Source organism: Salmonella sp. SAL04196 (assembly GCF_046550835.1).
GTDB lineage: Bacteria > Pseudomonadota > Gammaproteobacteria > Enterobacterales > Enterobacteriaceae > Salmonella > Salmonella enterica.
The window spans coordinates 1-25,700 of sequence record NZ_JBGDXE010000012.1 but is presented as its reverse complement, the minus strand read 5'-3'; the positions used below and the strand labels follow the sequence as shown (position 1 = coordinate 25,700).

The following is a 25,700-nucleotide window of genomic DNA, read 5'->3' as shown; positions in this document are numbered from 1 at the left end:
CCCTGTCCGGTCCAACCGACCAAAGCGAACCGGACCTAACAACCAGATATATCGGGGTGCTGTTAAGGCACCTCCATTCTACACGAATTGAGGACAAAACAATGAGTGGAACTAATCCTGTATTTTTAGTCCGCAAAGCAAAGAAATCATCAGGCCAGAAAGACGCTGTACTCTGGTGCAGTGATGATTTTGAAGCGGCAAATGCAACACTGGATTATCTTCTGATTAAATCCGGTGCGAAGCTGAAAGATTATTTCAAAGCTGTCGCTACTAATTTCCCTGTCGTTAACGAGCTGCCGCCGGAAGGCGAACTGAGCCTCACTTTCTGCGATTACTATCAACTCGCTAAAGACAATATGACCTGGACGCAAATCCCCGGCGTCACCCTGCCATCATCTGAAGCAGCCGCCGCGGCGCGCCAGCATATCGTCGATGGTGTTGATACCGAAACAGGCGAAGTGCTGGAAGACCACACCGAAAATTTTGGTAACGAAAGCAACAGCCCTGCCCAGGCAACAGCCCCAGCCCCCGAGCTGACTGTTGTCGCAACTATGCCTCTCCGTCACCGCGTTCTTGCTCAGTACATAGGTGAAGGTGAGTATCTTTATCACGTCGACGCCTCCCAGAAAAAAGAAATTCTGCGTCTCGAAATGGACACCGATAATTCATATGTCCAGAACCTGCTGCTTGCCGCCGAGAATGTTGAAGCGTTCAAGAAAGCCATTGAACATGACATTCACAAAATAGTGAATGCCGTTAAAAAAGTATTCCCTGTCGATGGAAAAACTCCTGAACTGGCGACTGTTATCCAGTTCCTTAAAACATGGTTCGAGACGGAGCATATCGATCGCGGTTTGCTCGTTAAGGAGTGGGCGAAAGGCAACCGTGTATCGGCTATTCAACGCACTGAAAGCGGCGCCAACGCTGGCGGTGGCAATAAGACTGACCGTAACCCTGATTACGAACACACTCTCGATACTCTGGACGTAGAGATTGCAATGGCCACTTTGCCTATGGACTTTAATATCTATGAGCTACCTGGCAGCGTTTACCGTCGCGCAAAAGAAATCGTAAAGAAAAAGGAAAGTCCATTCAAAGAATGGTCCGCAGCACTTCGCGCAACGCCCGGTATCCTGGATTATTCCCGCGCCGCTATTTTCGCGCTGATCCGAAGCGCACACCCTGAGTTTTATCACTACCCCGGACGCCTTCAGGGGTATATCAACGCCAACTTAACGGAGACTGATCACGAGAACCCCACCGAGGAAGCTCTCACGGCTGCCCGACACACTCCGGAAAAAGACGCGGTAGAAGAAGCCAACCGACAGCTTGCCGCCGCGCGCGGTGAATATGTGGAAGGCATCAGCGACCCGAACGACCCAAAATGGGTGAAGACCGGGACAAGCCAGCCGACCACCGAACCTGAACTGGTTAAAAATGTCGGCAACGGTATTTTCGACGTGTCCGCTTTAATGCAGAACTCATCAACTCATGGCACAGAAACGAATCCGGAGATCACCAGCAATGTGCAGGTTCAAGAAGCTGACAGTGATGAAAAACAGGCTGGTGATGCGGTGCAGGCAGGCGAAGGCGATCTGGGTACTGGTAAAGAAGCAGTTACCGTAGAGGCTGAAACGCACCAGAACAACGATTCTGTGAGCCAATCTGAACCTGAGGCGCAACAAAACGTACCGGAATCGCAACAAGAAGAGCCAGAAGCAGCCTGGCCGGAATACTTCGAGCCGGGCCGCTATGAAGGTGTACCAAACGAGGTTTACCACGCCGCCAACGGGATCAGCTCAACTCAGGTGAAAGATGCTCGCGTGTCGCTGATGTACTTTAACGCGCGTCACGTAGAGAAGACTATCGTCAAAGAGCGCTCTCCAGTGCTTGATATGGGCAACCTGGTACATGCTCTGGCTCTACAGCCGGAAAACCTCGAAGCGGAGTTCAGCGTAGAGCCGGAGATCCCTGAGGGTGCTTTCACCACCACCGCCACCCTGCGCGAGTTCATCGACGCGCACAACGCCAGCCTGCCAGCGCTGCTGAGTGCTGACGATATCAAAGCGCTGCTGGAAAAGTACAACGCCACCCTGCCGTCGCAGATGCCGCTTGGAGCTTCGGTAGATGAAACCTATGCATCGTATGAGCAGCTTCCCGAAGAATTCCAGCGCATTGAAAACGGCACCAAACATACAGCCACGGCGATGAAAGCCTGCATCAAAGAGTACAACGCCACCCTGCCCGCGCCGGTTAAAACCAGCGGCAGCCGTGACGCGCTGCTGGAGCAACTGGCAATAATCAACCCTGACCTGGTCGCTCAGGAAGCGCAAAAATCGTCGCCGTTGAAAGTATCTGGCACGAAGGCCGATCTGATTCAGGCCGTGAAATCAGTCAACCCGGCAGCGGTATTCGCCGACGAATTGCTGGATGCGTGGCGGGAGAACACCGAAGGGAAAGTGCTGGTCACCCGCCAACAGCTCAGCACCGCGCTGAACATTCAGAAAGCCCTGCTGGAGCACCCGACCGCCGGCAAATTGCTGACTCACCCAAGCCGCGCTGTCGAGGTTAGCTATTTTGGGATTGATGAGGAAACCGGGTTGGAAGTTCGGGTACGCCCTGACCTTGAGCTCGATATGGGCGGCCTGCGCATTGGCGCCGACCTGAAAACTATCAGCATGTGGAACATCAAGCAGGAAGGCCTGCGTGCGAAGTTGCACCGGGAAATCATCGATCGGGACTATCACCTGAGCGCGGCCATGTACTGCGAAACTGCGGCGCTGGACCAGTTTTTCTGGATTTTCGTCAACAAAGACGAGAACTACCACTGGGTCGCCATCATTGAGGCGTCTACCCAGTTGCTGGAACTTGGCATGCTGGAATACCGCAAAACAATGCGAGCGATAGCAAACGGCTTCGACACTGGTGAATGGCCAGCGCCTATCACAGAAGACTACACCGACGAACTGAACGATTTTGATGTGCGCCGCCTTGAAGCGTTGCGCGTACAGGCATAAGGGGAAAATCATGGAAAACACAAATATTGTTACCACTGAGCAGCAGGCACCAAACACCATTTCTGCCAGTAACGCAATTTTTAACGTTCAGGCACTGGGTCAGTTAACAGCTTTCGCTAACCTGATGGCAGACTCACAGGTGACGGTACCGGCACACCTTGCAGGGAAACCAGCCGACTGTATGGCTATCGTCATGCAGGCTATGCAATGGGGTATGAATCCTTACGCTGTAGCGCAGAAAACACACCTGGTTAACGGTGTTCTTGGTTACGAGGCACAACTGGTCAACGCAGTAATCGCAAGCTCCAGTGCCATTCATGGCCGTTTTCATTACCGCTATGGGGGTGACTGGGAGCGCTGCACCAGGACACAGGAAATCACACGCGATAAAAACGGTAAAAATGGGAAGTACACCGTCACTGAGCGCGTTCGTGGCTGGACGGATGAGGACGAGATCGGCCTGTTCGTTCAGGTTGGTGCCATTCTGCGAGGTGAATCTGAAATCACCTGGGGAGAACCTCTTTACCTCTCCGGCGTTGTTACCCGCAATTCTCCGCTATGGGTTTCAAACCCTAAACAGCAAATTGCCTATCTGGGCGTTAAATATTGGGCTCGCCTGTACTGCCCGGAAGTGATCCTCGGCGTGTACAGCCCTGATGAGGTTGAGCAACGAGAAGAACGAGAGATTAACCCTGTTCCAGCCCAGCGCATGAGCGTTCAGGAAATCACCAGCGAGGTTAGCACCACGACCAGCGCGCAGGAGTCGGCAACTAACGTTGATGCTGTTGCCGACGATCTTCGCGAACGCATTGATACAGCAAGTTCCGTTGATCAGGCAAAAGCAATCCGTGCGGATATCGAATCACAGAAAGCGTTGCTGGGTACTGCGCTGTTCACCGAATTAAAAAACAAAGCAGTGAAGCGCTATTACCAGGTCGATGCACAGAACAAAGTCGAGGCAGTGATCAACTCAATTCCAAACCCTGGCGAACCGGAAGCCGCAGAGATGTTTGCTAAAGCTGAAAGCACGCTTAGCGCTGCTAAACGTCATCTTGGCGACGAACTGCACGATAAGTACCGCGTCACCCTGGATGATATGAAACCGGAATACATCGGCTAATTGCATCGGGAGGGGTTACGCCCTCCCGCCTGAGGAGGTTTTATGCGCCTTATAAATCGCAGTAAGCAATCCCCATTGGGTCGTCGCGCATGTGATGTTGCACTGGCGGCGCATCATGAGAAGTTCGGCGATTACGGCAGACAAAAGCACGTTACCAATTACACCGTTGTAGTGGATGGCGTAAAGGTTCCTGTCGAAGTAGTTAACCGGCCCACCAGCTACGTAGCCACCGCAATGATCGGCGTTCGGAAACTTAGAAATCTGCCGGCACAGGCAAAATGAATATTAGCGATGGCCTGTTGCGGGGCCACTGGAGAAAACGATGAGCAAAAAAATTAGAGACTTTGAATTGATGAGCACCAGCGAAATTTGCTGTCAGCTAAGGATTTCTTCCAGGACGCTGGATCGTTACCGAAAACGACCAAGCGACAACAACCCATTCCCGGAACCAGACTGTTCATATATGGGTGGCTCCAACAAATGGCTTAAAACTAAAGTCACCGCTTGGCAGATTAAAGAGATGTCACGATCAACCCGTAAGCCGATGTCTCACCTGAATCTAACCCGTGATGATAAAGGCCGCCTCACCCGACCTGACGCGGCGTGAACTCCAGAATGTCGGGCTCGACGATGCTCATAAGTCGGGCCCACCACTTACCATATGCCACTCTCATTTCCTCAACATAGGTGTGCTTGTCGTACACCGACCACACACCTGGCAGTTTGTGCCCGAGCATTATCTCGGCGATATGAGGCTCGGTTAGCTCTGAGAAATTCGTTCGCGCAGTTCTGCGTAGGTCATGAATAGTAAAGTGTGGGACCTGCTCGTTATAAGCCTTCAGCATGAACTTAACCAGGTTGCTACTGATGCTCATGTGAAAGCCTTCGCTCATCGGTTTGTCTTCGTATTTTGAAAAAACAAAGCGTCCAGGCGCCAGCTCAATGGCCCGTTTTATCAGCGGGAGCATTTCCGGAATGATAGGTCGAATTATTGGTTTTTTTGTCTTCCGCCCTGTCTTGTGGTTTTCCCATGGAACAGTCCAGATCCCTTCTTCAAAATCAAAATGTGCGACTTCAGCCTGCCGGAGTTCGCCGACCCTGCACGCCCATATAAGTGACAATTTATAGAGGATCTTGTTGCGCTCAATGAGGCGGGAATCCTCAATGGCTCGCCAGACTATCGCCAGCTCTTTGCGGTCCAGGGTTCGCTCGCCCATTTGTTTCTGGATGCCGAAATCACGGCCAGACATTTCGGATAGCGGGTTAACCTCAAGCAGTTGCCGTTTTACCGCCCAAGAATAACACTGCCGCCCGTTGCTGATTACGCGCCTGGTGATCTCACTGTATGCCTGAGCCAATCTGTCCAGGACGGTGAGCCAGTTGTGCAGCGTGAGCTGATGTGCAGGGTATTTCCCTAGCTTGGGGAAAACGTGCAATTCGAATGTACGTAAAATCTGCCCTGCCGTTTCTTTCTGAACGCACACCATTGAATGCCATTCGCGAAACAGCTCTTCGAAGGTGTACCGGCTGTTAATCTTGGCTTTGTCGAGGCTTTGCCTGATCCGTGGGTTTTCGCCACGGGCAAGAATGGCGGCCCACTTAGCGACTTCATCGCGCGCGGCTTTTAACCCGAACTCCGGATAGCTGCCGATCGTCATCTTGTCCTGTTTGCCCAGGAAGCGGAATCGGTAGAAAAAAGTAACAGCCCCCTTTTTGGAGATACGTACCCACAGACCATCACGGTCTGCCTTTTCTTCAACTTTGTCTCGTTCGCGCCCAAGGCACGACTTTAGATAACTATCTGAAATAGCCATGATTTGTCCCTGCGTGTGTCCATCAGAACGGGAGGTAATGTGTCCATCATAGGATATGGACGCGCTGGTGGACACAAAAACCATGACTTATGATGTCGTAGGTTGACTGTACATGCAAACAGTATTGTTTTTGGGAAAGCTGATTTTATGGGGATCTTGAGGCGTTTTTGTCGGAAGTTTGCGGGGGCTGGCGTGCTATCAATTATCGATGTGAGCAATGATCGAAAAGTTACGTATGTTCTTCATAGAGATAAATTATTATGCCTTACGCCTGGTTGACCAGACTTTAGAGGTCGCTGTTCTGAGCTTAACGTCTGTTTTAACTGAAACGCCGCATTCTACACTACAACGCTAAGGCGAGGAAATGTTCATAGTGTAAGGAGAACGGGAACTGGAAAACGCCTCGCTTTTTTCCTGTAAAACACCGCAACGCAGGAAAAGCGCATGCTTATCGGGACAACAACCCAACGCGGCAGGTGTACCGTTGGGCAAAACGTTTACTGGCGCGTTTCGATTGAGGTAGTTTCGACGCGAACAAGGTCCGGCGGGAGGGCAACGTTTAAAATCACCGGCTGCCAGGCGTCGCGCTCCGCCAGTTTTCGGGAATAGCCGCGGGCAACCAGAAAACCGCCCACGCCGCCCAACACGGCCCCGCTTAATGCGGCAAGGTCAGATCCAAACAGCATCTGAAAAAGCGCCGCACAAAGAAATAGCCCCGCTAAAGGCGACATATAGACCAGCAACGCCGAACCTAAAAGGCTTTTTTCGGCGATGCCCAACTCGACTTTCTGCCCCGGCGCCAGCGGCTCCGCGCTTGGCACAACAATGGTATGCGTGGTTTGCGGCCCTAATTTATTCAGCACGCGACTGCCGCATCCCGCACGGGAGGCGCAGCTGCTGCATGACGCTTTAACGTCGCAGCTCACCACCGCCTGACCATTCTGCCAGGAGACAACGGTTGCCCACTCTTTAATCATTGTACTGCCCTGAATTTGATACTGTCGGCAATGCGCTTCGCCGTTTGCGGCGGAAGCTCGCCGACAATGGTGATTTCCGCGTTGTCGCGAACGCTGCTATAAACCGTTCGGCGCCCGGTACGCAGCATCTGATCGCTGCTGTTTTGCGTCGCCCGGTTCACATTGACGGAAAAGCTAAACAGACCGTCAGAATAAAGCCGCGATTCGATAGGCAGGTTATCCATCGTCGGCAACGGACGACGGCTGCTGGAAACTTCGCTAAAGCCTTGCGGTACCCAGGATGGACTCCAGTTAAATTTCGTTTTTTCGCCACCGGGAACAGAAAGCAGCGGCGGCAGATTCGCCTTCGCCAGCGCCTGCATGTTGCTGCCGATATCCTGACTCACCGTGAACGCAATAACGCGGAACTGCTCCAGCGTCTCGCCATCGCGATCCAGCAGATCAACGCGCATCGGCAGTTTGGTGTCCATGTCCATCCAGACGATATAGCTGTAACGCGTACCATCGCGCGCCACAACGCGGATAACTTCGCACAATCTGTCTGCGATACGGGTGCGTCCGACAGAAATAAAGTCGTAGTAAGGCGCCAGGCGCTTGAAGTCGGTGTAAATCAGGGAAGGCAGAGAATCGACAATATAATCACCGTTCAGGGTGAACGGCTCAAGGCCCGGTTCAAAATAACTGATTTCATTACCACGCTGTACGACCTCCCGGCGGGGACCGTCCAACTGTAGCAATTGCGCAAGCGGGCGACTATCCAGGCGTGCGTGTCGATAACGTAGAGATTCAACGCCTTGTTTCGTGATGCTGACGAATGACAGCTCGTAATTCAGTGACTGACTGGCGATGTTCATCTGCTGCAATAACGCCCCGGACGCAGGGTCGGCCGAGGCGTTTACTGAGAAGAACAGGCTAGCCGCCACAAGGGACATGGCAAACCAAAGTTGCTTCATTACTGCGATTGCGTTCCTAAAGTTTGGATTCCTGGCACCTGTACCGCGGCTTGCTGGGTTTGCGCCTGCTCAAACTGAAGCTGTTCGGAGTGCAGTCGGCGCTGCAGTTCATAGTCCTGCAACATGGCATTAATGCGACGACGCTGCTCCTGTACCTGCTGTTGCTGACTGCCGACAGGCGCTGCTTCAGAAGGCACTCCCAGACTTACCGGGCTGGCTTTCCCCATCATAGGCAGGGTATTGAAAACCGGCGTTTCAGGTTGTTGGGATGTTTCAGATTGCCCATTATAGTGCTGGACACCGACGATAACTGCAAGTGAAACGCACGCCGCCACGCCCATTTGGGTAAGCTGCGCCGCCCACGGACGCACTTTTTTCCAGAACGGCATTTTCTGCCATTGCTGCGGAGCGGGTTGGGCCTCAGGGATTAATGGCGACACCTGACGTACTGGCTCGTTTTCAATAGCGGCCATCACGCGAGCGGATATATCGAAATGGAGAACGTCAGGCGTATCCCCCCGCATTGAATCGCGGATCAGGTGATAACTCTCCCAGGTTTTCTGCATTTCCGGGTCGTGCGTAAGCGCTTTGAGCAGCTCACTATCCAACGTTTCGCCATCCATCAAAGCGGAAAGTTTTTCTTTCTGCATGCCTAATACCTTTTCCAGTATCCCGCTATCGTCAACGCCTGATAAGCGGTTGAACTTTATTATCAATAGCTTCCCGCGCCCGGAAGATACGTGAACGCACCGTCCCCACCGGACAATCCATGATAGCCGCTATCTCTTCATAGCTCAGGCCATCCAGCTCCCGTAAGGTGATTGCCATACGTAAATCTTCCGGGAGGGACTCAATAGTTCGGAAAACTATCTGTCTCAGTTCTTCTGACAACATTAAGTTCTCAGGGTTCGAAATTTCTTTCAGCGCGCCGCCGCTTTCAAAGTTTTCTGCTTCAATCGCGTCTACATCACTGGAAGGCGGACGACGCCCCTGCGCAACCAGGTAGTTCTTCGCGGTATTGACCGCAATGCGATACAACCAGGTATAAAAAGCGCTATCCCCCCGGAAAGAATCCAGCGCGCGATAGGCCTTAATAAATGATTCCTGTACGACATCGGGAACGTCGCCCGATGGCACATAGCGGGAAACCAGACTCGCCACTTTATGCTGGTAGCGCACTACCAGTAAGTTAAAGGCTTTCTGATCTCCCTTCTGGACCCGTTCAACCAGGACCTGGTCCGTTAACTGCTCGCTCATCCGAGGTAATGTCTCCCCAAACCAAATTTCCACGCGCTTTCGAAACGCCACTCCATAAGCCGCACTATGAGCAAGCAACAGGTTAGAGTGTCTATGTTTCGTAAAGTTCCGTTACGCATTTGTTTTTGTTTGTCATGTTGTAGACAGGTCTTATCTTCCATTATAAGTCTACAGATGCTGAACAACGCACTATCTGTACAGAAATGCCCATTTCGTCGTTTGCAGAGTAACCTAACAGCATCTTTATTTCACTACAAAATCCGACGCTAACACCCTGCCCTATAAAATATTTTTTGCCGTTTATCTCTCGCCGTATTTTTATTTTATGTTTAATAAGCACAACACCAGCGAAATCATCACGTGCTTTTTAGCGCCATATAGTGCTAATCTGCCGCAACCGTGTTTAGTAAATTAAACAAAAACCATGATGACAACTCCTGAACTGTCCTGTGATGTGTTAATTATCGGCAGCGGCGCGGCCGGACTCTCGCTGGCGCTGCGTCTGGCTGAAAAACATAAGGTTATCGTCCTGAGTAAAGGGCCGGTGAGCGAGGGCTCCACGTTTTATGCGCAGGGCGGTATTGCCGCCGTGTTTGATGAAACCGACAGTATTGCGTCGCATGTCGAAGATACGCTGATTGCCGGCGCCGGAATTTGCGATCGCCACGCGGTGGAGTTTGTCGCCAGCAACGCTCGTACCTGCGTGCAGTGGCTTATCGATCAGGGCGTGCTGTTTGATACGCATGTCCAGCCAAACGGCAAGGAGAGCTATCATCTCACGCGTGAAGGCGGCCATAGCCATCGCCGTATCCTTCATGCCGCTGACGCTACCGGAAAGGAAGTCGAAACCACGTTGGTCAGTCGGGCGCAAAATCATCCTAATATTCAGGTGCTGGAACGCAGCAACGCCGTTGATTTAATTATCTCCGATAAAATGGGTCTGCCAGGGCCTCGCCGGGTCGTCGGCGCCTGGATCTGGAATCGCAATAAAGAGTGGGTTGAAACCTGTCATGCGAAGTCGGTGGTGCTGGCGACCGGCGGCGCCTCAAAGGTGTATCAATATACCACTAACCCGGATATTTCCTCCGGCGACGGTATCGCGATGGCCTGGCGCGCGGGCTGTCGGGTCGCTAATCTGGAATTTAACCAGTTTCATCCCACCGCCCTTTATCACCCGCAGGCGCGTAATTTTCTCCTTACCGAAGCGCTGCGCGGCGAAGGCGCATACCTTAAACGTCCGGACGGTTCACGGTTTATGCCGGACGTTGACGAACGCGGGGAACTGGCGCCGCGCGATATTGTCGCCCGCGCTATTGACCATGAGATGAAACGACTCGGCGCAGACTGTATGTTTCTCGATATCAGCCACAAGCCTGACGATTTTGTCCGCCAACACTTCCCGATGATCTATGCGAAACTGCTCGATTTGGGGATGGATTTAACCAAAGAACCGATTCCCGTTGTTCCTGCCGCGCACTATACCTGCGGCGGCGTGGTCGTCGATGATTATGGTCGTACCGATGTAGACGGCTTATATGCCATTGGCGAAGTCAGTTACACCGGTCTGCACGGCGCTAACCGTATGGCGTCCAACTCGTTGCTGGAATGCTTAGTGTACGGCTGGTCCGCAGCAATGGATATCGACAGGCGAATGCCTTCTGTCCACAGCGTTGACGCCCTTCCCGCCTGGGATGAAAGTCGCGTGGAGAACGCCGATGAGCGGGTGGTGATTCAGCATAACTGGCATGAACTGCGCCTGCTGATGTGGGACTATGTGGGCATTGTGCGCACGACGAAACGGCTGGAGCGCGCCCTACGGCGTATTACTATGTTGCAACAAGAGATTGACGAGTATTACGCCAACTTTCGCGTCTCGAATAATTTACTGGAGCTGCGCAATCTGGTGCAAGTGGCCGAACTGATTGTGCGTTGCGCGATGATGCGTAAAGAGAGCCGGGGGCTGCACTTTACGCTGGATTATCCGCAACAACTGGCTGAATCAGGCCCATCGATCCTTTCGCCGTTAACGCCTCACATAAACAGATAAAATGCCTGGGTCAGCGCCGTATAACTTTCAGAATAATGCTGGTCTGACCCGCGAATCACTAATCTGTCGCTAAAGCACTCTCCGGCTTGCGGGGAGAATGCGAGCAAAACCCGGTGCGGCAAGCGCGCTTCGTTTTCCGCAACGTCAGTACGTAATCGCAAATGCCATCCCATGTTGAGCGCTTGCTGTGTAAAAGCGTTACCTATTTGTTCCGGCAAGACTACGCAAAAAAAGCCGTCTTCGGTAATACAATCCGCCGCAATAGCCAATAACGTCTGGTGATCCAGCGTAGCGGTGTAACGCGCCTGCTCCCGCTGCGGCGTGGCGCATTCCACACCGGGTTCGTAATAAGGCGGGTTGCTGATAATAAGATCAAAGCGTACCGTCTGGCGAGGCGCCCAACGCTGAATATCGTCAGTATGCACCGTTATTCGATGCGGCCAGGGAGAGTGAGCAACGTTTTCCTGCGCTTGCATGGCAGCCCCGGCATCCAGTTCCACGGCGTCAATAGGCACATTGTCATCCGTCCGCTGCGCCAGCATTAACGCCAGTAGACCGCTTCCAGTACCGATATCCAGAATTCGCTTTACATCCGCGACCGGTGCCCACGCCCCGAGTAAAATACCGTCAGTTCCCACTTTCATCGCACACCGATCGTGTGCGACAAAAAACTGTTTAAACGTAAATCCGTTACGACGAAGAACGGAGCCAGACTGAGACATGTAAAAACAACCTTGCAAAAAACGGCGACAGCGCCGAGTGAAAACAATACCTGAGAAGGGATATCCATACAAACAGATGAAGATTGCGGCCGTAACGTCTATAATCAGCGCCCCACACAGAGGTAGAACATGACTGTAACGACTTTTTCCGAACTTGAACTCGACGAAAGCCTGCTGGATGCCCTCCAGGATAAAGGTTTCACTCGCCCGACCGCCATTCAGGCTGCCGCCATTCCGCCTGCGCTCGATGGCCGTGATGTACTCGGTTCTGCGCCGACAGGCACCGGTAAAACGGCGGCATATCTGCTGCCGGCGTTGCAGCACCTGCTCGACTTTCCGCGTAAAAAATCGGGGCCGCCGCGCATTCTGATCCTGACGCCAACCCGCGAACTGGCAATGCAGGTTGCCGATCACGCTCGTGAACTGGCTAAGCATACTCATCTGGATATCGCCACGATTACCGGCGGCGTGGCCTATATGAACCATGCTGAAGTGTTTAGCGAAAACCAGGATATCGTGGTCGCCACGACGGGCCGTCTGCTGCAATATATAAAAGAAGAGAACTTTGACTGCCGGGCGGTTGAAACACTGATTCTTGACGAAGCTGACCGGATGCTCGACATGGGCTTCGCTCAGGACATTGAACATATCGCTGGTGAGACCCGCTGGCGTAAACAGACGATGCTGTTCTCCGCCACGCTGGAAGGCGATGCGATTAAAGATTTTGCTGAGCGCCTGCTGGAAGACCCGGTTGAGGTTTCCGCCAATCCGTCAACCCGCGAGCGTAAGAAAATTCACCAGTGGTACTACCGTGCCGACAATTTCGAACATAAAGTTGCGCTGTTGAAGCACCTGCTAAAACAAGACGATGCAACCCGTTCTATCGTGTTTGTACGTAAACGTGAACGCGTCCATGAACTGGCTGAAACGCTGCGTCTGGCAGGGATCAACAATTGCTATCTTGAAGGCGAGATGGCACAGATCAAACGTAACGAAGGTATTAAGCGTCTCACCGACGGTCGCGTTAACGTGCTGGTCGCGACTGACGTCGCGGCACGCGGGATTGATATTCCTGACGTTAGCCACGTCATTAACTTCGACATGCCGCGCAGTGGCGATACCTATCTGCATCGCATTGGTCGTACAGGCCGTGCTGGCCGCAAAGGCACTGCAATCTCGCTGGTAGAAGCCCACGACCATCTGTTGCTGCTGAAAATCGGTCGCTACATCGAAGAGCCGCTAAAAGCGCGCGTCATTGATGAGCTTCGCCCGACCACGCGTGCGCCCAGCGAAAAGCTGACCGGCAAACCGTCGAAAAAAGTGCTGGCGAAACGCGCCGAGAAGAAAAAAGAGAAAGAAAAAGAGAAGCCGCGCGTGAAGAAACGTCACCGCGATACAAAAAATATCGGTAAGCGCCGCAAGCCAAGCGGTACGAAGATGCAGGAGCAATCCAGCGAAGAGTGATGATAATGCCGGGTTCGTTAACCCGGCATTTTTTTATCTTCCACGGTAAAACACGCCTCCATACACTGCATAAATATATGCATTGCCGGGCTGACCGCTTTCCCGGCATGATGGGCGCACAGCGCCATGATCGATAGCGACGGCGCGCCAAACGGCAGCTCTTTCAACTGACCGGTACTAAGTTCTCGTTCAACGGTAAAACGTGGTAAAAAGCTGATGCCCAGGTTAGCAGCCACACACTGTTTAATGCTTTCAATACTCCACAGTTCAATGGTGTTTTCCAGCGTAATCCGCCTCTGCCGTAGCGTACTTTCAAACAGCTGGCGGAAGACACATTGCGGTTCATTGATGATGAAGCTACAGGGAATATGCTGATCTGGCTGCGTAAAATCAGCATCCTGTAGCAGTGGAGAGGCCACCAGCGCCAGCGACTGCTCCCCCAGTTGCTGCATCGTGAGCGCATCATCATTACCTACGCGATAAAAAACGCCCAGATCGACCTCGTCATTCAGCAACGCATCACGTATTACATAGCAATTCAGCGACTGTAGCGACAATCTGACATTCGGCGCTCGCAGCTTAAAACGTTGTAAAACCTGCGGCATTTTGTACGCCAGTAAGGTTTCACCTGTCGCCACGCGCAGCTCTCCGCCGGGTTCCGCATCCTGTCTTGCGGCTTCACGAATCGACTCCATCACACGCGTCAGTTCATGGATATGCGGCATCAGCTTTTTCCCCTCATTGGTCAGGCACATTCGGCGCCCTATTTTCTCGAACAGTTGCAGGGAAAACTCACGTTCAAGCTGTTGAATATGAAAAGTTACCGTCGACTGAGTACAGCACAGCTTTTGCGAAGCCCGCAGAAACGAGCCCTCTTCCACTACCGTTTTCAGCGTAATAAACCGACGCAGATCCATAACCACCAACCTATCGAAAATATCGAATTCAGAATTAAAAAACATTCATTTTTTTAAATATTTCATATCGGGTACTGTCTGCTAAAACAGAGGAGATGACAAGTGACACCGATGCTTTTAAGCGCTTTCTGGACTTATACATTAATCACCGCCCTTACCCCCGGGCCAAACAATATTCTCGCGCTTAGCGCAGCAACTGCACATGGTTTTCGGCAGAGTATTCGTGTACTGGCAGGTATGAGTCTGGGATTTTTGGTCGTTATGCTGCTGTGCGCCGGGATCGCGTTTTCCCTTGCGGTTATCGATCCGGCAATCATTCATTTACTCAGTTGGGTGGGGGCTGCGTATATCCTGTGGCTGGCGTGGAAAATTGCCACCAGTCCAGCGGCGGATGAGAACGCCAGACCAAAACCGGTTGGCTTTTGGGTAAGCTTTGGCCTGCAGTTTGTGAACGTCAAAATTATTCTGTACGGCATTACCGCTCTGTCTACATTTGTTTTACCGCAAACGCAGGCGCTGAATTGGGTCATCGGCGTCAGTATATTGCTGGCATTGATCGGCACGTTCGGTAATGTGTGCTGGGCGCTGGCGGGACATCTGTTTCAGCGGGCGTTTCGCCATTATGGTCGCCAGTTAAATATCATTCTGGCGTTACTGCTGGTGTACTGCGCGGTGCGGATTTTTTACTGACCCAAATAAAACAAAAGCGGAAAAGGCCCGGCCTCTTCCGCTTGTTATTACCGGATAAGCCTTACAGGCTTTCGGTAAAGGTACGAGCGATAACGTCGCGCTGCTGTTCCGGCGTCAGGGAGTTAAAACGCACCGCATAACCAGAAACACGAATAGTCAGCTGCGGGTATTTTTCCGGATGCTTAACCGCGTCTTCCAGAGTTTCACGACGCAGAACGTTAACGTTCAGATGCTGACCGCCTTCAACGCGTACTTCCGGTTTAACTTCCATCGGAATTTCACGGTATTCAATCTCGCCCAGTTTGCTGACAGCCACAACTTCATCTTCAGCAAAGCCGGATTTTGCAACGATGCAGCGCGCTTCGCCTTTTTCGCTGTCCAGCAGCCAGAAGGAATTCAGCAGGTCGTCGTTAGCGGCTTTAGTAATCTGGATACCTGTAATCATGTGATGCCTCCCCAGGCAAAATTATTTGATTTCGGTCGGCCTAATCCCGGCCAATTGGTAAAACCATTGTTGCTTGAGTGTATATATACCCTTCGATCACCCTTCATTCTTTGATTTAAATCAATAAAAACCACACCATAAAAAGGGTGATGAAGGGAATTTATTGTTTTACATCAACTTACACCATTCAGACCTATAAACTTTTTACATAAATTTTCAACTATCTTTTGTAGGTAACCGTTTTTGTAGCACGCAGGATTTTGCACTGCAGAAAGAAGCAGTTAAGCTAAGGGAACTGTAAATTCGCAGGAGAGCGAGATGGCGACTGAGTTAACCTGGCACGATGTGCTGGCTGATGAGAAACAGCAACCTTACTTTATCAATACGCTTCACACTGTTGCTGGCGAGCGTCAGTCGGGTATCACGGTCTACCCGCCGCAAAAAGATGTGTTTAACGCCTTTCGCTTCACGGAACTGGGCGACGTTAAGGTGGTGATCCTGGGACAAGATCCTTACCACGGCCCCGGCCAGGCACATGGTCTGGCGTTTTCCGTGCGTCCTGGGATCGCTCCCCCGCCGTCATTAGTGAATATGTACAAAGAGCTGGAAGCCTCCATTCCCGGCTTTGTTCGCCCCGCGCACGGTTATCTGGAAAGCTGGGCGCGCCAGGGCGTACTGTTACTGAATACGGTGCTCACGGTACGGGCAGGCCAGGCGCACTCTCATGCCAGCCTGGGGTGGGAAACTTTTACGGATAAAGTGATAAGCCTGATTAACCAACACCGCGAAGGGGTCGTCTTCTTGCTGTGGGGCTCGCACGCCCAGAAGAAAGGCGCGATTATTGATCCACAGCGCCACCATATTCTGAAAGCCCCGCATCCCTCGCCACTCTCTGCGCACCGCGGATTTTTTGGCTGTAACCATTTTGCGCTAACGAACCAATGGCTGGAACAACACGGCGAGAAAACTATCGACTGGACGCCAGTATTACCGGCTGAGAGTGAATAACGTTGGCGACTCGCCGTTTTATCGCCCGGATAACGGCGCGAAAGCGCCTTGTCTGACCGGGCGGTAGGAAGTACATAATCGGCCCGGCGCGCGTTGCGTCACCGGGCTGCAGCCCTTACGCTTTATTCTGTCGCCACCACTCGGCGAGGAGTACGCCTGTCGCAACCGACACATTCAGGCTTTCCACGTTCCCGGTGCCGTTAATTTTCACGCACAGATCGCCGGGTTCGCGCGCCGCTTCCGGCAGGAAGTCATATTCACGGCCTAAGACCAGCACCATCTTTTCCGGCAGGGTCGTACTAAAGAGCACCTGACCGCGATCGCTGGACGTCGTCACCACGGTGTACCCCGCCTGACGAAAATCATCCAGTACGTCAACAATGCTTTCACCAGTGATCGGCTGGACATGCTCCGCCCCGCCTTCCGCAGTACGAATCGCCGCGCCGGACTCCAGCAACGCCGCATCCTGTACCACCACGCCCTTCACGCCGAAGTGCGCGCAGCTACGCATCATGCCGCCCAGATTATGCGGGTTAGCGACATCTTCCAACGCCAGCACGCAGTCTTGATCCGCCGCCTGCTTTACCCATTGCTTAACGGTCGTACCGTTACGCTTTTTAATCAGGAAACACACGCCACCGTGGTGCTCAGTCCCGGACGCTTTTGCCAGTTCGGCTTCATCCACCACATGGTAGGCTTTACGATTCGCCGCCATCCAGCGCAGGGCTTCTTTAAAGCGCGGCGTTACGCTTTGGATAAACCAGGCGCGAACGATAGCATCCGGGCGGCTCTGAAATAACGCCTGGCAGGCGTTTTCACCGTAGACGCGTGTCTCTTCCGCACGCTGGCGACGCAAAACTTCAGGGTCGATAAAACTTTTACCGCTAATACCACCATGATCGACTTTTTCAGGCGTTTCATCGCCTGGCGCGCGGGACACGGTGCGCCACGGCGAAGTTTCATGTTTACGGTCACGGCTCTGATTATTTCGCTCATCACGGGCGGGGCGACGTCCACCGTCAGTGCGAGACTTTGCTGGGCGGCCTCCCCCTTTCCCGGTACGCGGGTTATGGGTGCGTTTATCAGAGTCATCATCACTACGGACATACATCACTTTGACTTTGCCGCTTTTGTTTTTTAATTCATCGTTCATGCTTTTCTCCACCAGCGCTGCGCGAAGCGCGAAGATTACCCGATGTGCATCCGGTTAGCCATGATTTCGTTTAAAAGCTTGCGACTATTGTACTCATTGAATAAAACACATTGTTGTTTAGCACAGACTCCTCGATAATATGTAACATTATAGAAACATCCCGCGCGTAGCGGGACGTCTTCCGACGTATTCAGAGGTTAGCTATGAACACCGTTTGTACCCATTGTCAGGCCATTAACCGCATCCCCGACGATCGGCTTCAGGACGCGGCAAAATGTGGACGCTGCGGTCATGAGTTGTTTGACGGAGAAGTCATTAATGCGACCGGCGAAACGCTGGACAAACTGTTGAAGGACGATCTTCCAGTGGTGATCGACTTTTGGGCCCCCTGGTGCGGCCCTTGCCGTAACTTTGCGCCAATCTTCGAGGATGTCGCAGAAGAGCGCAGCGGTAAAGTCCGTTTCGTCAAAGTAAATACCGAGGCGGAACGGGAACTCAGCGCCCGTTTCGGTATTCGCAGCATCCCGACGATTATGATTTTTAAACATGGACAGGTGGTCGATATGCTTAATGGCGCAGTGCCTAAAGCGCCTTTCGACAGCTGGCTGAACGAAGCGCTGTAAACGCCACGGGGCGCATCTTGTGCCCCGTTTTCACCTCTGCCACAATAGCGTTTTTCTCCGCAAACGCTTTCTATGACCAATAACGCTGTCCTTCAGTTACGCGCCGAACGGCTTGCGCGCGCTACACGCCCTTTTCTTGCCAGAGGAAATCGGGTTCGCCGCTGTCAACGCTGCCTGCTGCCGCTAAAATCTTGCCTGTGTGATACGTTAACGCCTTCTCAGGCGAAAAGCCGTTTTTGTCTGGTCATGTTTGACACTGAACCGATGAAACCCAGCAATACCGGCCGGCTGATAGCCGATATTTTGCCGGATACCGCGGCGTTTCAGTGGTCGCGTACCGAGCCGCCGCAGGCGTTGCTGGAGCTGGTACAGCATCCGGATTATCAACCGATAGTGGTCTTTCCTGCGTCCTACGCCGGCGAAGCGCGCGAGGTCATTTCCACCCCGCCCGCCGGGAAACCGCCGCTGTTTATTATGCTGGACGGCACCTGGCCCGAAGCACGTAAAATGTTTCGTAAAAGCCCTTATCTGGATCATCTGCCGGTCATTTCCGTCGATTTATCGCGTCTTTCAGCTTATCGTCTGCGTGAAATCCATGCCGAAGGGCAATATTGTACCGCCGAAGTCGCCATAGCGTTGTTAGATCTGGCGGGAGATACCGAGGCGGCAACCAGTTTAGGTGAACATTTTACCCGTTTTAAAACGCGCTATCTGGCAGGAAAAACGCAACATCCGGGAAACGTCACAGCATAAAATAGCGAAAGCGTTTAAAATTATCCGGTCACTTCTGTGTAAGGGAAACCGGTATGAGCCAGCAAGGACTGGAAGCGCTACTGCGACCAAAATCGATCGCGGTGATTGGCGCATCAATGAAGCCCCACCGCGCGGGTTACCTGATGATGCGTAACTTGTTGGCGGGCGGATTCAATGGCCCCGTCCTTCCCGTGACGCCCGCCTGGAAAGCCGTTTTAGGCGTCATGGCCTGGCCGGATATCGCCAGTCTTCCTTTTACTCCCGATCTGGCTATTTTATGCACTAACGCCAGCCGTAACCTGGCGTTACTGGACGCGCTTGGCGCGAAAGGGTGTAAAACGTGCATTATCCTTTCTGCTCCCACGTCGCAACATGAAGAACTTCTTGCCTGTGCCCGGCATTATAAAATGCGTCTGCTGGGTCCAAACAGTCTTGGGCTCCTCGCGCCGTGGCAAGGGCTGAATGCCAGCTTTTCTCCCGTCCCGATTAAACAGGGCAAGCTCGCTTTTATTTCCCAGTCTGCCGCCGTTTCCAATACTATTCTTGACTGGGCGCAACAGCGTGAAATGGGCTTTTCCTACTTTATCGCGCTGGGCGATAGCCTGGATATTGATGTCGATGAACTACTGGATTATCTGGCGCGCGATAGCAAGACCAGCGCAATTTTGCTCTATCTGGAACAGTTAAGCGACGCCCGCCGTTTTGTTTCCGCCGCCCGTAGCGCTTCACGTAACAAACCGATTCTGGTGATTAAAAGCGGCCGAAGCCCGGCAGCCCAGCGTTTACTTAATACCAGCGCGGGAATGGACCCTGCGTGGGATGCGGCCATCCAGCGCGCAGGCCTGCTGCGAGTCCAGGATACGCACGAGCTTTTTTCCGCCGTCGAAACACTGAGCCATATGCGTCCGCTACGCGGCGACAGACTGATGATCATCAGCAATGGCGCCGCGCCTGCCGCGCTGGCGTTAGATGAGTTGTGGTCGCGTAACGGCAAGCTGGCGACGTTGAGCGAAGAGACCTGCCTGCAACTACGGCAGGCGCTTCCCGCGCACATTGATATTGCCAATCCGCTGGATCTGTGTGATGACGCCAGCAGCGAACATTACGTCAAAACGCTGGATATCCTGCTCGCCAGTCAGGATTTTGACGCGCTTATGGTTATCCACTCTCCCAGCGCTGCCGCGCCGGGTACGGAAAGCGCCCATGCTCTGATCGAGACGATTAAGCGCCACCCCAGAGGCAAGTTTGTTACGTTGCTGACAAACTGGTGCGGCGAGTTCTCGTCTCAGGAGGCAAGACGGCTATTCAGCGAAGCCGGGTTACCAACCTACCGCACGCCGGAAGGCACGATTACCGCGTTTATGCATATGGTGGAATACCGGCGTAACCAGAAGCAACTGCGAGAAACGCCAGCGTTGCCGAGTAACCTGACGTCCAATACCGCTGAGGCGCATAATCTGTTACAGCGGGCGATTGCGGAAGGCGCCACCTCACTAGACACCCATGAAGTACAGCCGATTTTACACGCCTATGGGCTGCATACGCTCCCAACCTGGATTGCCAGCGACAGCGCTGAAGCGGTGCATATCGCCGAACAGATAGGCTATCCGGTAGCTCTCAAGCTGCGCTCGCCTGACATTCCGCATAAATCTGAAGTTCAGGGGGTCATGCTTTACCTGCGGACCGCAAGCGAGGTACAACAGGCCGCAAACGCCATTTTCGATCGTGTAAAGATGGCCTGGCCGCAGGCGCGGATTCACGGTTTGCTGGTACAAAGTATGGCTAACCGCGCCGGCGCGCAGGAGCTGCGTGTGGTGGTCGAGCACGATCCGGTGTTTGGTCCTTTGATTATGTTGGGTGAAGGCGGTGTAGAGTGGCGTCCGGAAGAGCAGGCGGTCGTCGCGCTGCCGCCGCTCAACATGAATCTGGCGCGCTATCTGGTGATTCAGGGCATTAAACAGCGGAAAATTCGCGCCCGTAGCGCGCTGCGTCCGCTGGATATTGTCGGTTTAAGCCAGCTGCTGGTCCAGGTTTCAAACCTGATTGTCGACTGCCCGGAAATTCAGCGTCTGGATATCCATCCGCTGCTGGCTTCCGCCAGTGAGTTTACCGCGCTGGATCTGACGCTGGATATTGCCCCGTTTGATGGCGATAACGAAAGTCGACTTGCGGTACGCCCCTATCCCCACCAGCTCGAAGAGTGGGTGGAGATGAAAAACGGCGATCGCTGCCTGTTCCGTCCGATCCTGCCGGAAGATGAGCCCCAACTGCGACAATTCATCGCCCAGGTCACCAAAGAGGATCTTTACTACCGTTATTTCAGCGAGATCAACGAATTCACCCATGAAGATTTAGCCAACATGACGCAGATCGACTACGATCGAGAAATGGCCTTTGTGGCCGTGAGGCGGATGGACAACGCTGAAGAGATCCTCGGCGTAACGCGCGCGATCTCCGATCCTGACAACGTAGATGCCGAATTTGCCGTATTGGTGCGTTCAGATCTCAAAGGGTTGGGTTTAGGACGCCGTTTAATGGAGAAATTGATTGCCTATACTCGCGATCACGGATTGAAGCGGCTGAACGGTATTACGATGCCGAACAATCGCGGCATGGTCGCGTTGGCCAGAAAACTGGGATTTCAGGTCGATATCCAGCTCGAAGAGGGCATCGTGGGATTGACGCTGAATCTGGCCAAATGTGATGAATCGTGAGTAATGTACTGGAAATGTTGACCACTTTAACGGGTACTGATGTTATTATTGCTCGCTTATGTCGTCTGCATAGCACAGAGGACCCTTCAATGAACAGAGAAGAAATGCACTGTGATGTTGTCAAAATTTAAGCGTAATAAACATCAACAACACCTTGCCCAACTCCCTAAGATTTCTCAGTCAGTTGATGATGTAGATTTCTTTTATACTCCTGCTACTTTTCGGGAGACACTGCTGGAGAAAATCGCCAGCGCGACGCAGCGTATTTGTATCGTTGCCCTGTATCTGGAACAGGACGATGGGGGTAAAGGTATACTCGACGCGCTCTATGCGGCTAAACGGCAGCGTCCTGAACTGGACGTGAGGGTGCTGGTCGACTGGCATCGCGCGCAACGCGGGCGCATTGGCGCAGCAGCCTCGAATACCAATGCAGACTGGTATTGCCGACTGGCGCAGGAAAACCCCGGCATTGATGTCCCGGTTTACGGCGTACCGATTAATACGCGAGAAGCGCTTGGCGTACTGCATTTTAAAGGCTTTATCATTGATGATAGCGTCCTGTACAGCGGCGCCAGCCTGAACGATGTCTATCTCCATCAGCATGACAAATATCGCTACGATCGCTACCAGCTGATTCGCAATCGGCAAATGGCAGACATCATGTTTGACTGGGTGACGCAAAATCTGATGAATGGCCGTGGTGTGAATCGTCTGGATAATACCCAGCGTCCGAAAAGCCCGGAGATTAAAAACGATATCCGCTTATACCGTCAGGAGCTGCGGGATGCGTCATATCATTTTCAGGGTGACGCTAATGACGAGCAACTCTCCGTTACGCCGCTGGTCGGGCTTGGAAAATCCAGTCTGCTGAACAAAACCATTTTCCATCTCATGCCCTGTGCGGAGCATAAGCTCACCATTTGTACCCCTTATTTCAATCTACCAGCGGTGCTGGTGCGGAATATTATTCAGCTACTGCGCGACGGAAAGAAAGTCGAAATCATTGTTGGCGATAAAACCGCGAATGATTTTTACATTCCGGAAGATGAACCGTTCAAGATCATTGGCGCGCTGCCCTATCTCTATGAGATTAACCTGCGCCGCTTCCTGAGCCGTTTACAGTATTACGTCAATACCGATCAGCTTGTGGTGCGTCTGTGGAAAGATGACGACAATACCTATCATCTGAAAGGGATGTGGGTAGATGATAAATGGATGCTACTCACCGGCAACAATCTGAATCCCCGCGCCTGGCGTCTGGATCTGGAAAACGCCATTCTGATCCACGATCCTAAGCAGGAGCTTGCCCCTCAGCGGGAAAAAGAGCTGGAACTTATCCGAACGCACACAACCATCGTAAAACATTATCGTGACCTGCAGAGCATTGCCGACTATCCGATAAAAGTGCGTAAACTGATTCGCCGCCTGCGCCGGATCCGCATCGACAGATTAATTAGCCGTATCCTGTAATCGAAGCCCCGTCCTGTACGGGGTTTTCTCTTAGGAGTGAACTGGTGCGCGTGTTGATTCCTTTTACGGTGTTGTTTCTCTCCGGGTGCAGCCATCTGGCTAACGACCACTGGAGCGGTCAGGATAAAGCCCAGCATTTTATGGCATCAGCGATGCTATCGGCAGCCGGTAATGAGTATGCGCGTCACCAGGGAGTAAGCCCTGACCGCAGCGCAGCGATAGGGCTGATGTTTTCTTTGAGTCTCGGAGCCTCAAAAGAACTCTGGGACAGCCGCCCGGAAGGCAGCGGCTGGAGCTGGAAAGATTTTGTCTGGGATGTCGCTGGCGCGACAACCGGTTACGCTATCTGGCAAATGGCGCGATACTAAAGGCGCAAGCCCTTTCCTTTACGGTGCAACATCAGCGAAACCAGGAAAGCCAGAACGGCCATCGCGGTAACATACCAGAAGAACGAACTCTCCATACCGACAGATTTTAGCGACAGCGCGACATATTCCGCAGAGCCGCCAAATAACGCGTTTGCTACCGCATAGGATAAACCGACGCCCAGGGCGCGAACCTGCGCCGGAAACATCTCCGCTTTCAGGATCCCGCTAATCGAGGTATAGAAACTCACAATCAATAGCGCGCACATCACTAAAGCAAATGCGGCATAAGGCGACGTCACATTCTGCAACGCGGAGAGAATTGGAACGGTGAAAAGCGTCGCGAGCGCGCCAAAACATAGCATAGAAGTGCGCCTGCCAATCTTATCGGATAACGCGCCGAATAACGGCTGCACCAACATGAAAACACACAGCGCGACCGTCATAATGCCGCTGGCGACATTGGCATGCATACCTGCTGTATTTACCAGATATTTCTGCATATAGGTGGTGAAGGTATAAAAGCACAGCGAGCCTGCCGCGGTGAAACCAAGCACCATCAAAAAGGCTTTGCGATTACGCCACAAACCTTTCAATGAACCGGCTTCTTTTAACGCGCGAGTCTCATGCTTCGAGGTTTCATCCAGCTGGCGACGTAGCCATAACGCCACAACTGCCAGCACGGCGCCCAGCGCAAAGGGAATACGCCATCCCCAGGCACGAAGCTCAGCATCCTCCAGAACCTGCTGCAAAATCACAACGACCAGCAATGCCAGTAGTTGGCCACCGATAAGCGTAACGTACTGAAACGAGGCGAAAAATCCCTTACGACCTTCAAGCGCAACTTCACTCATATATGTCGCGCTGGTCCCATACTCTCCCCCTACCGAGAGCCCCTGAAATAACCTTGCAATAAGTAGCAGCGCCGGTGCCCAGGTGCCGATGGTATCGTAACCAGGTAAGCAGGCAATCACCAGCGACCCCATGCACATCATGCACACCGAAATCAACATTGAGGCTTTGCGCCCGCGTCGATCGGCAATGCGTCCAAACAGCCAACCACCGATAGGTCGCATTAAAAAACCGGCGGCAAAGACGCCTGCCGTTTGCAAAAGCTGAGTGGTGGTATTACCAGAAGGAAAGAAGATATGTGCAAAATAGAGCGAGCAGAAAGAGTAGACGTAGAAATCAAACCATTCCACTAAGTTTCCGGAAGATGCCCCCACGATAGCCCATATGCGTCGCCGCATCTCCGGAGCCTCAGCGTTGTTTTTATCTATACGCTGAATAATTTCTGCCATACTGTTCTCCTTGTTGCCAGGCTTAATCGGCCTTTTATTTTGGAGATTCAGATTACGCGAGACCAAAAAGTAAATAAAGTGTTAATTATTTGTTTGCTAATTTTTATCCCCACCGTGCCTGATGCTGGCGTTTCCGTTTCAGATAGTCTTCGTCCTGACGAATTTTATCCCACCAACCTTTGAAAACCGTTGCCGCCGCGGCCTTAATAGGATCATTACCCCGTGTATTCAGGATGCCGTCTTCGGCATACTTTTTACCGCCTTTATAGTTAGCGTATCGCCTGGCGCGGGTGTATCCCATCTGAATAAATTTACGCGCCATGTCCATACCAACGAAATCATCCTGCTGCCGGTAAGCTTCGAACAACTGGTAGATCTGTTCTGCGGATTTCATCGCCGATGCTTCATCTTTATAGCGCCAGAAAGGAAGAATTTCGCTTTTGTAGGGTTCAACCAGTAGTACCCCCTGCTCTCCTCGTCCAACCTGATACAATTCAGGCTGCTGGCGGAAGTCAATGCTGGAAAAGTCCTGCTGGTAGTTAAAAGGTTTGATAGCCAATGAAAATCCTCACTGCTTATATAAGCACGTGTAAAGGATAGTTCATCGTTAACGATTGGGTGGGTTTTGCCCTTATCGGTTCTACAAGAGCACCAACTTCGTAGGCGGGATAATTGCTGTAGGCCGGATAAGGCGGAGCGGCCATCCGGCGGTGCCGGTTGCCTGATGGCGCTGCGCTTATCAGGCCTACGATTTTACAGTTACCGCACACGCAAAAAAGCCCATCCGTCAGGATGGGCTTCTTCACTTATTTAATGCCTGGCAGTTCCCTACTCTCGCATGGGGAGACCCCACACTACCATCGGCGCTACGGCGTTTCACTTCTGAGTTC

Annotated in this window: 25 protein-coding genes; 13 read left to right on the top strand and 12 right to left on the bottom strand. The window is 52.6% G+C overall.

Annotated elements, in window-relative coordinates; all coding sequences use genetic code 11:
- The first annotated feature begins 101 nt into the window (after positions 1–101).
- From ACLJPE_RS22375 to xis, 4 genes are read left to right on the top strand one after another with little or no spacing between them, the layout of a single operon-like run.
- Entirely contained in the window at positions 102–3,017 is a 2,916-nt protein-coding gene (locus ACLJPE_RS22375; RefSeq protein WP_000017131.1) for a RecE family exodeoxyribonuclease, read from the top strand.
- On the top strand, positions 2,980–4,137 hold the full coding sequence (locus tag ACLJPE_RS22370) for a RecT family recombinase (RefSeq protein ID WP_077905240.1): 1,158 nt from the start codon (positions 2,980–2,982) through the stop codon (positions 4,135–4,137). Before ACLJPE_RS22375 ends, ACLJPE_RS22370 begins: the two co-directional genes overlap by 38 nt.
- Positions 4,138–4,179: 42 nt before the next feature.
- Complete coding sequence (locus ACLJPE_RS22365) at positions 4,180–4,419, top strand: DUF4060 family protein (RefSeq protein ID WP_057523556.1); 240 nt, start codon at positions 4,180–4,182, stop codon at positions 4,417–4,419.
- A 40-nt stretch (positions 4,420–4,459) separates the two neighbouring features.
- On the top strand, positions 4,460–4,744 hold the full coding sequence (gene xis / locus ACLJPE_RS22360) for an excisionase Xis (RefSeq protein WP_016062825.1): 285 nt from the start codon (positions 4,460–4,462) through the stop codon (positions 4,742–4,744).
- Here the strand turns inward: xis and ACLJPE_RS22355 are convergent.
- The 6 genes from ACLJPE_RS22355 to rseD form a co-directional block, all read right to left on the bottom strand.
- The gene (locus ACLJPE_RS22355) at positions 4,722–5,951 is read right to left on the bottom strand and encodes a tyrosine-type recombinase/integrase (protein WP_023137440.1); all 1,230 of its coding nucleotides are present in this window, start codon (positions 5,949–5,951) and stop codon (positions 4,722–4,724) included. The genes xis and ACLJPE_RS22355 overlap by 23 nt on opposite strands.
- Before the next feature lie 497 nt (positions 5,952–6,448).
- The gene (rseC, locus tag ACLJPE_RS22350; RefSeq protein WP_000589087.1) at positions 6,449–6,928 is read right to left on the bottom strand and encodes a SoxR-reducing system protein RseC; all 480 of its coding nucleotides are present in this window, start codon (positions 6,926–6,928) and stop codon (positions 6,449–6,451) included.
- Complete coding sequence (gene rseB, locus ACLJPE_RS22345; RefSeq protein WP_000812021.1) at positions 6,925–7,881, bottom strand: sigma-E factor regulatory protein RseB; 957 nt, start codon at positions 7,879–7,881, stop codon at positions 6,925–6,927. The genes rseC and rseB overlap by 4 nt, the downstream gene beginning before the upstream one ends.
- Positions 7,881–8,531, bottom strand: coding sequence for an anti-sigma-E factor RseA (gene rseA, locus ACLJPE_RS22340; RefSeq protein ID WP_001168374.1), 651 nt, complete (start codon positions 8,529–8,531; stop codon positions 7,881–7,883). Before rseA ends, rseB begins: the two co-directional genes overlap by 1 nt.
- A gap of 31 nt (positions 8,532–8,562) precedes the next feature.
- Entirely contained in the window at positions 8,563–9,138 is a 576-nt protein-coding gene (gene rpoE, locus ACLJPE_RS22335; protein WP_000003307.1) for an RNA polymerase sigma factor RpoE, read from the bottom strand.
- The gene (gene rseD / locus ACLJPE_RS22330; protein WP_014344135.1) at positions 9,135–9,299 is read right to left on the bottom strand and encodes a rpoE leader peptide RseD; all 165 of its coding nucleotides are present in this window, start codon (positions 9,297–9,299) and stop codon (positions 9,135–9,137) included. Before rseD ends, rpoE begins: the two co-directional genes overlap by 4 nt.
- Positions 9,300–9,562: 263 nt before the next feature.
- Between rseD and nadB the strand changes: the two genes are divergently transcribed.
- Complete coding sequence (gene nadB, locus ACLJPE_RS22325; protein WP_000989186.1) at positions 9,563–11,185, top strand: L-aspartate oxidase; 1,623 nt, start codon at positions 9,563–9,565, stop codon at positions 11,183–11,185.
- On the opposite strand, the gene trmN is transcribed toward nadB, so the two are convergent.
- Positions 11,170–11,907, bottom strand: coding sequence for a tRNA(1)(Val) (adenine(37)-N(6))-methyltransferase TrmN (gene trmN, locus ACLJPE_RS22320; RefSeq protein ID WP_000083343.1), 738 nt, complete (start codon positions 11,905–11,907; stop codon positions 11,170–11,172). The genes nadB and trmN overlap by 16 nt on opposite strands.
- Before the next feature lie 129 nt (positions 11,908–12,036).
- On the opposite strand from trmN, the gene srmB reads away from it, so the two are divergent.
- Complete coding sequence (gene srmB / locus ACLJPE_RS22315) at positions 12,037–13,371, top strand: ATP-dependent RNA helicase SrmB (RefSeq protein WP_000219174.1); 1,335 nt, start codon at positions 12,037–12,039, stop codon at positions 13,369–13,371.
- Between the two features lie 17 nt (positions 13,372–13,388).
- On the opposite strand, the gene ACLJPE_RS22310 is transcribed toward srmB, so the two are convergent.
- Complete coding sequence (locus ACLJPE_RS22310) at positions 13,389–14,288, bottom strand: LysR family transcriptional regulator (RefSeq protein ID WP_077917722.1); 900 nt, start codon at positions 14,286–14,288, stop codon at positions 13,389–13,391.
- 102 nt (positions 14,289–14,390) lie between these two features.
- Between ACLJPE_RS22310 and eamB the strand changes: the two genes are divergently transcribed.
- Positions 14,391–14,978, top strand: a complete 588-nt coding sequence (gene eamB / locus ACLJPE_RS22305; RefSeq protein WP_000188414.1) for a cysteine/O-acetylserine transporter — start codon at positions 14,391–14,393, stop codon at positions 14,976–14,978.
- Between the two features lie 61 nt (positions 14,979–15,039).
- On the opposite strand, the gene grcA is transcribed toward eamB, so the two are convergent.
- Complete coding sequence (gene grcA, locus ACLJPE_RS22300) at positions 15,040–15,423, bottom strand: autonomous glycyl radical cofactor GrcA (protein ID WP_000627811.1); 384 nt, start codon at positions 15,421–15,423, stop codon at positions 15,040–15,042.
- Between the two features lie 318 nt (positions 15,424–15,741).
- Between grcA and ung the strand changes: the two genes are divergently transcribed.
- Positions 15,742–16,431 carry a uracil-DNA glycosylase gene (ung, locus tag ACLJPE_RS22295; RefSeq protein ID WP_000179978.1) on the top strand — a complete coding sequence of 230 codons (690 nt, stop codon included), beginning with the start codon at positions 15,742–15,744 and terminating at the stop codon, positions 16,429–16,431.
- A 115-nt stretch (positions 16,432–16,546) separates the two neighbouring features.
- Here the strand turns inward: ung and ACLJPE_RS22290 are convergent, their stop codons facing one another.
- Positions 16,547–17,584 carry a tRNA/rRNA methyltransferase gene (locus tag ACLJPE_RS22290; protein WP_023208136.1) on the bottom strand — a complete coding sequence of 346 codons (1,038 nt, stop codon included), beginning with the start codon at positions 17,582–17,584 and terminating at the stop codon, positions 16,547–16,549.
- A gap of 203 nt (positions 17,585–17,787) precedes the next feature.
- On the opposite strand from ACLJPE_RS22290, the gene trxC reads away from it, so the two are divergent.
- The 5 genes from trxC to ACLJPE_RS22265 all read left to right on the top strand — a co-directional run bounded on the left by trxC (position 17,788) and on the right by ACLJPE_RS22265 (position 23,512).
- Entirely contained in the window at positions 17,788–18,207 is a 420-nt protein-coding gene (gene trxC / locus ACLJPE_RS22285; RefSeq protein WP_001098732.1) for a thioredoxin TrxC, read from the top strand.
- Positions 18,208–18,279: 72 nt separating this feature from the next.
- Complete coding sequence (gene tapT / locus ACLJPE_RS22280) at positions 18,280–18,960, top strand: tRNA-uridine aminocarboxypropyltransferase (RefSeq protein ID WP_000183642.1); 681 nt, start codon at positions 18,280–18,282, stop codon at positions 18,958–18,960.
- Positions 18,961–19,013: 53 nt separating this feature from the next.
- Positions 19,014–21,674: a protein lysine acetyltransferase gene (pat, locus tag ACLJPE_RS22275; RefSeq protein WP_031602231.1), complete on the top strand. Its 2,661-nt coding sequence runs from the start codon at positions 19,014–19,016 to the stop codon at positions 21,672–21,674.
- Positions 21,675–21,788: 114 nt separating this feature from the next.
- Entirely contained in the window at positions 21,789–23,144 is a 1,356-nt protein-coding gene (gene pssA / locus ACLJPE_RS22270) for a CDP-diacylglycerol--serine O-phosphatidyltransferase (protein WP_000949286.1), read from the top strand.
- A 44-nt stretch (positions 23,145–23,188) separates the two neighbouring features.
- Positions 23,189–23,512 (top strand): YfiM family lipoprotein, encoded by a 324-nt coding sequence (locus ACLJPE_RS22265; protein WP_001264473.1) that lies wholly within the window; start codon positions 23,189–23,191, stop codon positions 23,510–23,512.
- Here the strand turns inward: ACLJPE_RS22265 and ACLJPE_RS22260 are convergent.
- Both ACLJPE_RS22260 and ACLJPE_RS22255 read right to left on the bottom strand, forming a co-directional pair.
- Positions 23,509–24,810, bottom strand: a complete 1,302-nt coding sequence (locus tag ACLJPE_RS22260) for an MFS transporter (RefSeq protein WP_000807818.1) — start codon at positions 24,808–24,810, stop codon at positions 23,509–23,511. The genes ACLJPE_RS22265 and ACLJPE_RS22260 overlap by 4 nt on opposite strands.
- A 103-nt stretch (positions 24,811–24,913) precedes the next feature.
- A complete protein-coding gene (locus ACLJPE_RS22255) occupies positions 24,914–25,369 on the bottom strand; it encodes a DUF4385 domain-containing protein (protein ID WP_023232867.1) in 456 nt (151 codons plus the stop codon).
- Between the last annotated feature and the right edge of the window lie 331 nt (positions 25,370–25,700).

Excerpts from the sequence above, each read along its gene's own strand:
- ACLJPE_RS22375 (WP_000017131.1), top strand. The coding sequence starts at position 102 with ATGAGTGGAACTAATCCTGTATTTTTAGTCCGCAAAGCAAAGAAATCA.
- ACLJPE_RS22370 (WP_077905240.1), top strand. The coding sequence starts at position 2,980 with ATGTGCGCCGCCTTGAAGCGTTGCGCGTACAGGCATAAGGGGAAAATC.
- ACLJPE_RS22365 (WP_057523556.1), top strand. The coding sequence starts at position 4,180 with ATGCGCCTTATAAATCGCAGTAAGCAATCCCCATTGGGTCGTCGCGCA.
- xis (WP_016062825.1), top strand. The coding sequence starts at position 4,460 with ATGAGCAAAAAAATTAGAGACTTTGAATTGATGAGCACCAGCGAAATT.
- ACLJPE_RS22355 (WP_023137440.1), bottom strand. The coding sequence starts at position 5,951 with ATGGCTATTTCAGATAGTTATCTAAAGTCGTGCCTTGGGCGCGAACGA.
- rseC (WP_000589087.1), bottom strand. The coding sequence starts at position 6,928 with ATGATTAAAGAGTGGGCAACCGTTGTCTCCTGGCAGAATGGTCAGGCG.
- rseB (WP_000812021.1), bottom strand. The coding sequence starts at position 7,881 with ATGAAGCAACTTTGGTTTGCCATGTCCCTTGTGGCGGCTAGCCTGTTC.
- rseA (WP_001168374.1), bottom strand. The coding sequence starts at position 8,531 with ATGCAGAAAGAAAAACTTTCCGCTTTGATGGATGGCGAAACGTTGGAT.
- rpoE (WP_000003307.1), bottom strand. The coding sequence starts at position 9,138 with ATGAGCGAGCAGTTAACGGACCAGGTCCTGGTTGAACGGGTCCAGAAG.
- rseD (WP_014344135.1), bottom strand. The coding sequence starts at position 9,299 with ATGGAAGATAAGACCTGTCTACAACATGACAAACAAAAACAAATGCGT.
- nadB (WP_000989186.1), top strand. The coding sequence starts at position 9,563 with ATGATGACAACTCCTGAACTGTCCTGTGATGTGTTAATTATCGGCAGC.
- trmN (WP_000083343.1), bottom strand. The coding sequence starts at position 11,907 with ATGTCTCAGTCTGGCTCCGTTCTTCGTCGTAACGGATTTACGTTTAAA.
- srmB (WP_000219174.1), top strand. The coding sequence starts at position 12,037 with ATGACTGTAACGACTTTTTCCGAACTTGAACTCGACGAAAGCCTGCTG.
- ACLJPE_RS22310 (WP_077917722.1), bottom strand. The coding sequence starts at position 14,288 with ATGGATCTGCGTCGGTTTATTACGCTGAAAACGGTAGTGGAAGAGGGC.
- grcA (WP_000627811.1), bottom strand. The coding sequence starts at position 15,423 with ATGATTACAGGTATCCAGATTACTAAAGCCGCTAACGACGACCTGCTG.
- ung (WP_000179978.1), top strand. The coding sequence starts at position 15,742 with ATGGCGACTGAGTTAACCTGGCACGATGTGCTGGCTGATGAGAAACAG.
- ACLJPE_RS22290 (WP_023208136.1), bottom strand. The coding sequence starts at position 17,584 with ATGAACGATGAATTAAAAAACAAAAGCGGCAAAGTCAAAGTGATGTAT.
- trxC (WP_001098732.1), top strand. The coding sequence starts at position 17,788 with ATGAACACCGTTTGTACCCATTGTCAGGCCATTAACCGCATCCCCGAC.
- tapT (WP_000183642.1), top strand. The coding sequence starts at position 18,280 with ATGACCAATAACGCTGTCCTTCAGTTACGCGCCGAACGGCTTGCGCGC.
- pat (WP_031602231.1), top strand. The coding sequence starts at position 19,014 with ATGAGCCAGCAAGGACTGGAAGCGCTACTGCGACCAAAATCGATCGCG.
- pssA (WP_000949286.1), top strand. The coding sequence starts at position 21,789 with ATGTTGTCAAAATTTAAGCGTAATAAACATCAACAACACCTTGCCCAA.
- ACLJPE_RS22260 (WP_000807818.1), bottom strand. The coding sequence starts at position 24,810 with ATGGCAGAAATTATTCAGCGTATAGATAAAAACAACGCTGAGGCTCCG.